This window comes from Caldisericota bacterium (assembly GCA_034717215.1).
Taxonomy (GTDB): Bacteria; Caldisericota; Caldisericia; order Caldisericales; family Caldisericaceae; genus UBA646.
The window spans coordinates 1-11,163 of sequence record JAYELD010000062.1 but is presented as its reverse complement, the minus strand read 5'-3'; the positions used below and the strand labels follow the sequence as shown (position 1 = coordinate 11,163).

The 11,163-nt window shown below is 35.5% G+C and carries 11 protein-coding genes and 3 tRNA genes; 2 read left to right on the top strand and 12 right to left on the bottom strand.

Annotated features, from left to right (window positions below; all coding sequences use genetic code 11):
• On the top strand, positions 1–420 hold a 420-nt coding region (locus U9Q18_02655; protein MEA3313257.1), incomplete at its 5' end, for a nucleoside kinase.
• Positions 421–638: 218 nt separating this feature from the next.
• Positions 639–1,346, top strand: coding sequence for a DUF3578 domain-containing protein (locus tag U9Q18_02650; protein MEA3313256.1), 708 nt, complete (start codon positions 639–641; stop codon positions 1,344–1,346).
• 46 nt (positions 1,347–1,392) lie between these two features.
• Here U9Q18_02650 and U9Q18_02645 read toward each other — a convergent pair.
• The 12 genes from U9Q18_02645 to lepA form a co-directional block, all read right to left on the bottom strand.
• Positions 1,393–1,468 (bottom strand) — tRNA-Phe (locus tag U9Q18_02645).
• Positions 1,469–1,480: 12 nt separating this feature from the next.
• Positions 1,481–1,555: transfer RNA gene (locus U9Q18_02640), tRNA-Val, on the bottom strand.
• Positions 1,556–1,570: 15 nt separating this feature from the next.
• Positions 1,571–1,655 (bottom strand) — tRNA-Leu (locus tag U9Q18_02635).
• Positions 1,656–1,668: 13 nt separating this feature from the next.
• Positions 1,669–1,905, bottom strand: a complete 237-nt coding sequence (gene secG, locus U9Q18_02630; protein MEA3313255.1) for a preprotein translocase subunit SecG — start codon at positions 1,903–1,905, stop codon at positions 1,669–1,671.
• A 65-nt stretch (positions 1,906–1,970) separates the two neighbouring features.
• The gene (locus U9Q18_02625) at positions 1,971–3,161 is read right to left on the bottom strand and encodes a phosphoglycerate kinase (protein ID MEA3313254.1); all 1,191 of its coding nucleotides are present in this window, start codon (positions 3,159–3,161) and stop codon (positions 1,971–1,973) included.
• 20 nt (positions 3,162–3,181) lie between these two features.
• Entirely contained in the window at positions 3,182–4,201 is a 1,020-nt protein-coding gene (gene gap / locus U9Q18_02620) for a type I glyceraldehyde-3-phosphate dehydrogenase (GenBank protein ID MEA3313253.1), read from the bottom strand.
• Positions 4,202–4,243: 42 nt separating this feature from the next.
• Entirely contained in the window at positions 4,244–5,497 is a 1,254-nt protein-coding gene (locus U9Q18_02615; protein MEA3313252.1) for a hypothetical protein, read from the bottom strand.
• Complete coding sequence (whiA, locus tag U9Q18_02610) at positions 5,490–6,290, bottom strand: DNA-binding protein WhiA (protein MEA3313251.1); 801 nt, start codon at positions 6,288–6,290, stop codon at positions 5,490–5,492. Before whiA ends, U9Q18_02615 begins: the two co-directional genes overlap by 8 nt.
• 29 nt (positions 6,291–6,319) lie before the next feature.
• Positions 6,320–7,639 (bottom strand): uridine diphosphate-N-acetylglucosamine-binding protein YvcK, encoded by a 1,320-nt coding sequence (gene yvcK, locus U9Q18_02605; protein ID MEA3313250.1) that lies wholly within the window; start codon positions 7,637–7,639, stop codon positions 6,320–6,322.
• Positions 7,636–8,502: an RNase adapter RapZ gene (rapZ, locus tag U9Q18_02600; GenBank protein ID MEA3313249.1), complete on the bottom strand. Its 867-nt coding sequence runs from the start codon at positions 8,500–8,502 to the stop codon at positions 7,636–7,638. The genes yvcK and rapZ overlap by 4 nt, the downstream gene beginning before the upstream one ends.
• Before the next feature lie 125 nt (positions 8,503–8,627).
• A complete protein-coding gene (gene hemW, locus U9Q18_02595) occupies positions 8,628–9,779 on the bottom strand; it encodes a radical SAM family heme chaperone HemW (GenBank protein ID MEA3313248.1) in 1,152 nt (383 codons plus the stop codon).
• A partial coding sequence (gene lepA, locus U9Q18_02590; protein MEA3313247.1) for a translation elongation factor 4 occupies positions 9,763–11,163 on the bottom strand: 1,401 nt, incomplete at its 5' end. The genes lepA and hemW, both read right to left, overlap by 17 nt.

The window sequence follows — 11,163 nt, the reverse complement described above, 5'->3', positions numbered from 1 at the left end:
GAAAAATTCAGGATATATGTAAGTGCGCTCACTCAGTTGAATATCGACAGTATTAACAGAATCCCTACAAGAGACACACGCCTTATAAGAAGAATTGTGCGCGATAGTCTCTTCCGAAGAATATCTGCTTCGGAAACGCTACGAAGATGGCCGATTGTAACAAAAGGCGAAGAAAATTATATTTTTCCGTTTCAGGAAAACGCAGATGTTGTGTTTAATTCCGCAGTGGTATATGAATTAGCAGTACTAAAACATTATGCAGAAGTTGCACTGCAAGCAATAAATTACAAGCAAGAAGAATATGCTGAAGCACTGCGCCTGCTCAACTTCCTTTCTCACTTTGTATATATCACCGCAGATGAAATTCCACCTACATCTATAATGAGAGAATTTATCGGAAAAAGTTCGTTTAAATATTAAATAATTATTTATAGATCTCATTTTAATTTATTGACATTGATTATAGCTTCATACAAATCATGGAAAATAAAAATTCTCCTATAAATTTTTGATTTTTTTCAAAGATGTAATAAAATTAATCAAGAGGCAAATCCGAAAAAGACAAAAAATTAGCTTCAGTATCTACGGCAATGAAAAATTGCTTGTGGTTAGTAAGTACAAAATAATAAGGGGAAGAAATGTTAAAAGAAGGATTTTTAAAAGTACTGAACGAGTATCAAGTCGCCAGCAAAGAGCCAATCGCAAAACATCCAATAGCCACATTGTTAAGAAAAGATATACCGGAATATTTAGTTAGTCTACTTGAAAACCCCGATGAATATAAAGTAGAGGGCTCTGCAGGAAAAGGAAGATGGGCAAAATGCCCCTGGGTTGCAACGATAGATATCAATATTACAACAACTCCCAAAAGGGGATATTATATTGTTTATCTATTCAGAGAAAATATGAATGGGATATATCTTTCATTAATGCAGGGAGCAGCAGAAATGAAAGAAATGCATGAAGAACACCTGGAAAAGGTTTTAAAAAATAGAGCAACAACCTACATAAATAAAATTGGCGGCGTGCCAAAAATGTTTCCGGAAACAAAAATAGATTTAGAAACAAAATCGCATTCAGAATTAGCATCATTCTACGAAATGGGAAATATTTTTGCAAAATATTATAGCGTTAAGACCTTGAACTCTTACACAGAAAAACAATTAATAGAAGAATTTAGGCAGATGATAAAATTATATGATTTTCTTGTGCACAGCAAAACTACTCCAAGCTTATTCACTAACGTAGAAAAACCGGTTAAAAAAACACAGCAAAAAACAACTGAAAAAAAACAAACGCTGTTTGAACGAATAAAAGAGTTTATACAAAAAGTTATCAGATCTTAAGAAGATTTAAATCTTCCATCAAGAATAAATCATTGAACCTTTAAGGTGGTGCCGAGAGACGGAGTTGAACCGCCGACACGAGGATTTTCAGTCCACTGCTCTACCAGCTGAGCTATCTCGGCACTTATTTGCCATGGTGGGCGAAAGAGGATTCGAACCTCTGACTTCTTGCGTGTAAGGCAAGCGTTCTACCGCTGAACTATCCGCCCTTCATTTCTTAAAGTTGGTACCGGGGGTGGGACTTGAACCCACACGTGTCACCACATGCGCCCCTTAAACGCACGCGTCTACCAATTCCGCCACCCCGGCGCTTTATCTATAACTAAAATACCTTGAATACTGCTAAAAATAGAGAAGTAACTACAAATGCAATAGAAAATATCGTTGCAAGTTTGTCAAGTAATACATCCTTAGTAGCCCTTGAATGAAAAACTGTTGCACCGCCGGATATCGCACCCAGTCCTGACCCCTTAGGGCTCATAAACAAAATGGACAGGATTGCTCCTATTGCAAAAATTAAGTCCAAACTAATTGCTATAATTGCTATCGTTGTCATCATACCCTCACTTTCAGTTCACATTATATTAAATTGTGATTTTATTTCAATAGAACCAAAAAGAATTTTCAGTTCTGATCCTCTATTGCTTCAATTGCAGGGAGAGAATGTCCCTCAAGAAATTTAAGAAATGCGCCTCCGCCCGTAGAAACATGCGATATTTGTTTATCAACGCCAAATTTTTGGAGAGTGGCAGCCGTTTCTCCTCCGCCCGCAACAATCGTTTTGTTCTTTAATGTCCCAAGAAACCTGGCCATCTCATAAGTACCCTTTGCAAACGCTTCAATTTCAAAAACACCTAATGGCCCATTCCATACAATTGTTTTGGCATCTTGAATCCTTTTTTCAAAAATTTTTACAGTTTTTGGTCCAATATCCACTCCTATCCCATCCCTAGGAATATCCTCGATATCCACAATGTGAGCAGGTGAATTTTCCTTCACCTCGGGCACAGAAAGAACATCGGCAGGCAGAGTAATTTTTACGCCACTTTTTTTAGCATTTTCTAAAATCTGACGCGCAGTAGAGATTGCATCCTCTTCACAAAGAGAGTATCCTATATCATATCCATTGGCTCTCAAGAAAGTAAAGCTCATACCTCCGCCAATGAAAAACTCATCAACCGTATTCATTAAATTGTTTATTACGCCAATTTTGTCAGAAACTTTTGCACCTCCGAGTATTCCCACAAAAGGATGTTCCGGAGCATAAAGCAGTTTTGAGAGAACAATAATTTCCTTTTCCATTAAAAATCCTGCAACAGATGGAAGAAAAGCAGTTACTCCAACGTTAGATGCAGCTACTCTATGCGCAGCAGCAAAAGCATCGTTTACATATAGGTCAGCAAGTAAAGAAAGTTTTTTTGCAAATTCATTATCATTTTCAACCTCTCCACGATGGAACCGTAAATTTTCAAGGAGAATAACATCCCCATAATCAGCATCGGTGATAGCTTTTTCTACCTCTTCACCAATGCAAGCATCCAATTTTTTAACCGGGATTCCAAGGAGTTTAGAGAGTTCTTTTGCGATTGGATCCATGCGGAGTTTTTTTACCGCCTTCCCTTTAGGCCTCCCTAGATGACTCATCAAAATGACTTTTGCATTATTTTCGCGCAAATAGTTAATAGTTGGAATTTCTGCTTTAATTCTAAAATCATCAAGAATATCCCCATCAGGGCTCAAAGGTACATTAAAATCTACTCTTACCAATACTCTCTTCTCTCTTACATCTACATCTTTTAATCCTTTTTTGCGCATCTACATCCTCCTTTTGTTATTTAAAATCCATTCTTTTCAGATAAAAGCTTTGCAAGGTCAGCTACTCTTGTGGAATACCCCCATTCATTATCATACCAACTCACAACATGCATAAAATTACCATTAATAACCTGCGTAGAAAGAGCATCAACAACACCTGAATAGATAGTGCCCTTATAATCCATAGATACAAGAGGCTCTTCCGAGTACCCAAGGATGCCTCTCATATATGTTTCGTGTGCTTCTTTCATCATATTATTTATTTCCTTAATCGTTGTTTCTCTATTCATTACAGCATCAAAAATAGACATCGAAACCGTAGGAGTAGGGACTCTCACAGCCATACCATCCATCTTGCCTTTAAGTTCGGGAATTACAAGAGTAACCGCTTTTGCGGCACCAGTTGTAGTAGGTACTATATTCATCGCAGCTGCCCTTGCTCTTCTTAAGTCTTTATGGGGAGAATCAAGAAGTTTTTGATCAACCGTGTATGAATGAATAGTTGTCAGATATCCCGTTTTAATACCAATTTTATCCTGCAAAACTTTTATTACAGGGGCAATACTATTTGTTGTGCAAGATGCATTAGATATGATGCTGTGCTTCTCCGGGTTTAATAATTTTTCATTCACTCCCAATACAATCGTAATATCCTCGCCTTTTGCAGGAGCTGTTATAATTACTTTTTTTGCACCCGCATTAATATGTAACATTGCTTTTTCTCTTGTCCTAAAAACACCTGTTGCTTCAATGACAATATCAACACTCAAATCTTTCCATGGGAGCTTTGACGGATCTCTCTCTGCAAACATCGAAATCTTTTTGCCGTCAATAGTAATAAATCTATCTTCTGCATTGCCCACTTTAACGTCTCTATGCCATGTCCCGTAATTGGAGTCATATTTCAGAAGAAATCCCAGCTGTTCACAAGGGAAAAGATCATTTGCCGCTACAATTTCCAATTCCGGAAAATTATCAAATATTTCTTTAAAAACTTGTCTTCCAATTCTGCCTAAACCATTTATTGCAATTTTAGTCATTGCTACCTCCTAAATATGTTTTTGTTATTCTATAAAAAATATCTACTTAGTCAACCTTCTTTTGCTGCAAGGAGAAATACCAAGAATATTCCTATATTTAGTTACAGTCCTCCGTTTAATGTTAATTTTCATGGCAGCCAATTTTTTCACCACATCGCCATCGCTAAGCGGCAACCGTTTATCTTCAGAGGAAATAATTTTTTTAATTTTTTCTTTTAATTCCTCCTCGTTATAAGGAACATTTTTTCTTTGCACAAAAAAATGTAAAGGATAAATACCCCGGGGTGTAGCAACATATTTGTTTTGAACAAGGCGCGAAATAACAGAAGGAGAACTAACGGTCGTTTTGCAGAACGTTTCTATACTCATTTTTTTAGGATATAACCGGGTGCCCTTTAAAAAATCGTTTTCATTTTCTGCAATAGAGCGTCCTATATTCAAAAGCCTTTCGTCCCTTTCTTCGATTGACATCTTCGCCCATTTTGCTTTTTGAAAAAAATCCTGCAAAAATTTTATCGTTTTTGGATCAGTTGCCTCACTTAGCATTTTCTTATACTTTTGATTTACAACAATTTCTCTGCGAGACGTTTTATTTAAATATACATTTAATGCCTCTCCATCTGTTTCTATAATGATATCAGGAATATTTCTTTTTCCCTTCACTTCTGCAAACATTAAGCCAGGAGAGGGACACAAGCAAATCAATTTAACTCTAAGTTCCTTGAGAGTATCAATATTTATGCCAACTTTCTTAGAAATTTCCTTATATTTTTCCTTCGCGAGTTCTTCAATATGGTTATTAATAATATGCTTAACTTTAGTGCTAACGCTGCTCTCTTTACGTTCTAATTGAAGTATAAAACACTCGGAAAGATTTCTTGCGCCGATACCGGAAGGACTGCCAGCCTGAATCTTTTTAAGAATTGCTTCTACTTCTTGGACTTTCACATTAAACTTCTTCGCTACCATACTCAAAGAAATGTTGCAATAACCTTCTTTTGTAAAATTACTGATAAGAAATTCTCCTATTTTCCTCTCTTTGTCGCGCATTTTAAGCATCCTGAATTGATGTATAAGAAACGCATACATATCCTCTGTATTTGTCTTAAGATAATTTTCGTCCACTTCGCTAACGGGAACATACTTCCCTTCTTCTATAAAAGGATTAGATTCAAATAATTCGTTAATAAATTCATTTACTTCAATATTATTCATAGAAAAAAGCCTTGCCCTTAGCGCAAGGTAAGGCACAAATGAAAGCTTTCCTTTAATTTTTTGTGTGTTTTTGTCATTCATAATTTTTTAAAATCCTTTTAAGTCTGTAATATATAGCTTGTTTTGATAAATGGCTTAAGGAAAGTCGAGACAGCTCGGTAAGAGAAGCATAAGGATGCCGTAATCTCAGTAAAGCAACTTCTTTCAAATCATCACGAAGTTTATCAAGCTTTCCTTTTTTTCTAAGTTCCTTTAATATTTCTACCTGCTTTAACGCTGCGTTTGACTGTCTCCTTAAATTTGCATACTCAAAATTAGCTTTCCTGTTTATTTCGTTCGAAAGAGCTTTTTCTACCGCATCATCTTCCAAAAGCAAAAATACTGACAAAGAACCTATTGTGTACATAAATTTCTTTATATTTTCTCTCCCCTTAATATAAATTTTATCACCTTTTATAAAATATTTTATATCAAATTTTAATAACGTTTCAGCTACAAATTTTTTCTCAAACTCCTTTTCAATGTTCATCTCAAGATGATGGTAGGGAGGAGCAGAAAGTATTCCACAACCTAAAAATACTCCTCTCAAAAAAGATTTTTTAAATTCTTTACTACCCTTACTTACCTCTTTCAATAATTCTTTAATTTGAAACTCACTTTTTATGTTCTTAAATTCTAATGTAAATTTATCACTCTCTTTTTGTAAAATATCCGAATCCCTCTGCACAGGAAATACATTAGCAAGAACCAAAGCTTTTCGTGCCACTGATATTTCGTGAGAGCTAAAAAGCAAGCTTGTCGCATCAGTCGAATAAGAGAATTTCCCGTTCGATAAAAGAAAACCTATGAATTCGCCTCTTTTTTCGCCAAACATATGCACAAGTTCATTTTTGCACTGAACGTTTAAACTTTCCCCGCCATGATATTTGTTATGGTTTCTGCTAATTTCTCCGGATTGTGTCGTACTACATCACCTCTCTCAAGTGTAAAATTTTTTACTATGCATTTTATTTTTGTTTTTTGTATCTCAGAAATATTTGGCTCTACAACTTCTGCACCAGCACCCATATATTTCTTCGCCACAGTATTACTTAATTCCATCTTGTTTAACAGTGCATATTCTACTACGTTATCTCCAAGGATATCAGTTATTACTTTTATGTGATCATATGCAGTAAAATGATCCGTTTCACCGGGTTCCGTCATTATATTGGATACATATACTTTTTTTGCTCTACTTCGTCGTACCGTATCAGCTATTGATGGAAGAAGCAATGGAGGCACAATGCTAGTGTAAAGGCTTCCAGGCCCAATCACAATGACATCGGCTTGAGAAATTCTTTCCAGGGCCCTAATATATGGCTTTGCACTCTCTGGTTCAATAAAAATTCTCTTAATTTTACCACGATAATTTGTAATTTCAATTTCTCCCCTCACAATGTTTCCATCTTCAAATTCCGCACACAGTGTAATATCTTCTGTAGTAAAAGGCATCACTTCTCCATTTATAGATAAAATTTTGCTCATAGAAAGCACTGCATCTCCAAAATCACCAGTCATTTTTGTTAGACCAGCTATAAGAATATTGCCAAGGTTGTGTCCGTCTAAAAAAGAGCCCTTTTTGCGGAATCTAAAAGAGAGAAGTCGTGATATAAAAGAACGCTCTTCTGATAAAGCAATAAGACAGTTGCGAATATCGCCCGGGGGAGGCATTTTTAACTCCTTCCGTAATATTCCAGAACTACCGCCAGTATCTGCCACCGTAATGATTGCTGAAATCTTAACAAACTTATCTCGTAAACCAGAAAGAACAGAAGTAGTGCCTGTGCCTCCACCAATTACAACTACTCTTTTCTTTAATCCCTCTTTTCTCTCCCCAAAGACTATGTCCATAATTTCTTTCGGGTCTTTATCGGGGACAAGCGCAGTAGAAATTGAAGAAAGAAGTTCTTTTATACCAACAACAATTAATGACACTGCAAAAACAAAGAATAGAATGCCAGCTATTGGAATAACAAATTTGCCAAATGGAATTTCTTCGGAAAGATTCAAGAGAAAAATATTTCTCCAGGAATATAAATTGCTACGCGCAACATTAAGATAGACAACAACAAACCCATATGTTAGCAGTGCAATCCCCAAAAAGATAGTAAATAAATATCTTTTTATCCGTACTCCAGGTAAAAGCCACCTAAACTTGGTAGATTTCGATAATCCTTTCATTTTTCCACATCCCTATGAATAATAGTTACAGAATAGTGTTTTTCTTTCAAGAAATCTTCAAATAACTCACCTATTGCAACAGAACGGTGTTTGCCACCTGTACATCCGAAAGCAATTGTAAGATAAGACTTTCCTTCTTTTATATAGTTTGGAAGAAGAAAATCAAAAAGGTTTTCAATCCTGTCAATAAACTCTTTCGTTCCAGGGAAAGAAAGAATAAAATCTTTTATTTCTTTACTCCTTCCATCTTGCCGGCTTAACCGGTCTATATAAAATGGATTTGGTATAAAACGTACATCAATAACAATATCGGCCTGCAATGGAACACCATATTTATATCCGAACGTTACAATGGACAAATTTATAAGGTCGGAAGTAACACAAGAAAGCGCAGATACAACTCTTTCTTTTAAGTCCTTTAAAGCATAATTAGAAGTTTCAATGATATAATCTGCAGTTGCCCTTATTGCATATAACCTCTTTCTTTCTTCTTCAATCTTCTCCTGGATAGTAGCCATTTCTTGAATTGGATGCTTTCTTCGCGTTGCAGAAAATCTTTTTATTAGAATGTCTTTAGACGCCTCGAGGAAGATTACTTTTGTCAAGAATCTTGTATCCTTTCTTAATTTAAGAACCACTTCAGGCAAAAGATCCAGGAATTCTCCGCTTCTTACATCTACCACTATGCCTATTTTGTTTATTTTGCCCTCTGTTTTTTCACAAAGCTCAATAAAAGGAGATATAAGACTGGGTGGCAAATTATCTACGCAAAAATATCCAATGTCCTCTAAAGTGCCAATTGTTTTTGTCTTTCCAGCTCCACTTAATCCTGTTACAATTACAACATTAATCTTTTCTTTCATCTTTTTATTATATAGACTTATTTACTTTCTTTCAACTCAGGCAAGATACAATGGTTATACGCAAACTCCTTTAATGTATAAATAAATCATTCAAAAATTAATTTCTTTATAAAAAATAAATCCAGCTACAAAGCAATAAACCGCTCAAACACTATATTGGCCAGAAACACTCCTCTTTTTGTAAGACGAATGCACTTTTCATCCTCTTCAATTAATCCATTCAGCAACAAAAATTCAATCTCTCCCACAAAATCATTCGCCGGGAAACTACCAAACCTTACGTAATAAAGATGCTTGTCGCAGCCTTCTAAAAGTCTTAAATTCATCATGATGTGCTCGCCCTTTGCCTTTTTACCCTTTAAGTGTTCATATAAACCAATTGGTAAAGTATTGTCATCAAGTTTCTTATAATAATTATCCAGTTTTAAAACATTTCTTGTTCTTTTTCTTTTATAATAACTTCCCGCGGCTACTCCAAAACCAAGATAAAGCAAGTTTTTCCAATAAGTTACATTGTGTTTGCATTGGAAATTATTCTTTGAGAAATTAGATATTTCGTAATGTTTATAGCCACTGTTTTCTAAAAAAGCTATACCCATCCTGTATTGTTCCGCCTCTTCATCGTTACCGGGAAAATGAAGAACTTTTCTTTTCCTATAAAACAAAGTACCCCTTTCAATAAGCAGAGAATAAAAAGAAATATGCTCTGGGCCAAGATTTACTGTTTCTTTCAAGGAATGCATTAAATCTTTAATAGTTTCCCCTGGCAGAGCAAACATAATGTCTATGTTTATGTTGTTAATACCGGCTTCTCGTAAAGATGCAAAGCTTTTATAAATTTCATCTGCATTATGTATTCTTCCCAATAGTTTTAGCGTAGTATCATTAAAAGATTGAGCGCCCATACTTATACGATTTATTCCTAATGTACGAAATTCTCTGAACTTTTTTACTTCAATAGATTCAGGATTTGCCTCAAGAGTAATTTCGGCAGACGGTAATAGCTTGAAATTCCTCCACACTGTCAATAAAATACTTTTCACATCGCTCACAGTAAGAAGCGAAGGCGTACCTCCTCCAAAATATACTGTGGAAACAAGAAAATTATTTAAACCATTTTTTTTACTAAAAAAAGAAATCTCTCTATTAAGATATTCTACGTATTTGCGAACCTCGTCTCTTTTGAAATTAAAAGATACAAAATCGCAGTAATTACATTTTTTTAAACAAAAAGGTATATGGATATAGATAGAAATGCCTTTATTTTTTTCTATCACTCTTCACTGATAATATTGAAAAGAAAGCTTCTTGAGGAAGTTGAATCCGACCAATTTGTTTCATTTTCTTTTTGCCAAGTTTTTGCTTTTCCAAAAGTTTCCGCTTCCTTGTAACATCTCCCCCGTAACATTTGGACAAAACATCTTTCCTATATGCCACAATACGCTCTTTCGCAATTATTCTACTGCCGATGGCTGCTTGTAATGCAACTTCAAACATCTGTCGGGGAATAACTTTTCGCATACGCCTCAATAATTGCCGTGCCACATAATCAGCCTTTTCTCTGTGTGCAATAAATGACAGCGCATCTACAGACTCTTTGTTCACTAAAAGATCAACCTTCACAAGATCCGCTTCTTTAAGTCCTTTAAATTCATAATCGAGTGTACCATACCCTCTTGTCACAGATTTAAGAGTGTCAAAAAAATCTACAATAATCTCCTGCAATGGAATTTTGTACCTTAGAATTGTCCTCTTTGATTCAGGATAAACCATATCTATAAATTGCCCCCTCCTCCCTTTTGCAAGCTCCATAACATTACCAATATATTCCGGAGGCAACATAAGAGACGCATCTACAATCGGCTCTCTAATTTCTTCTATCTTCGATGGATCGGGAAATTTGTTTGGACTATCTATCTGTAACACTGTCCCATTTCTCAAAACAACCTCATATATTACATTTGGTACTGTTGCTATGAGCTCCTGTCCAAATTCCCTTTTAAGTCTTTCAATTGTAATCTCAAGGTGTAGTAAACCAGAAAAACCACATCGAAATCCAAAACCCAGTGCCTGCGAACTTTCTGGTTCAAATGTAAACGCAGGATCATTTAAATGAAGTTTTTCAAGAGATTTTTTAAGCGATTCAAATTCATTAGTATTTAAAGGATATAAACCTGCAAACACCATCGGTACACTTTTTCTAAATCCTAAAATAGCTGCTGAGGTAGGATTAGCCACAGTTGTAACGGTATCTCCAGTAAGCACATCCAGAGGTTCCCTTATAATTGCGGTAAAATAACCCACCGTACCGCTCGTAAGTTCATCGCATTGCTCCATTTTTAATTTAAACACACCTACTTCTTCCACCTGAAATTCTTTTTCTGAAGACATAAATTTAACTTTATCACCTGATCGAATCGTGCCATCCATTATTCTTACATACACCACTACACCTTTATACATATCAAAGTGCGAATCAAACACAAGTGCTTTAAGTGACGCATTGCTGTTTACATGAGGAGGTGGAATTTTTTCAATTATTGCTTCTATTAAATCATCAACACCGGTGCCCAATTTTGCGCTAATCTGCAAAATTTCATCTCTTGATAATCCTACCATCTCTTCGATTTCCTTTATTGCCCCTTCAATGTCAGCACCTTT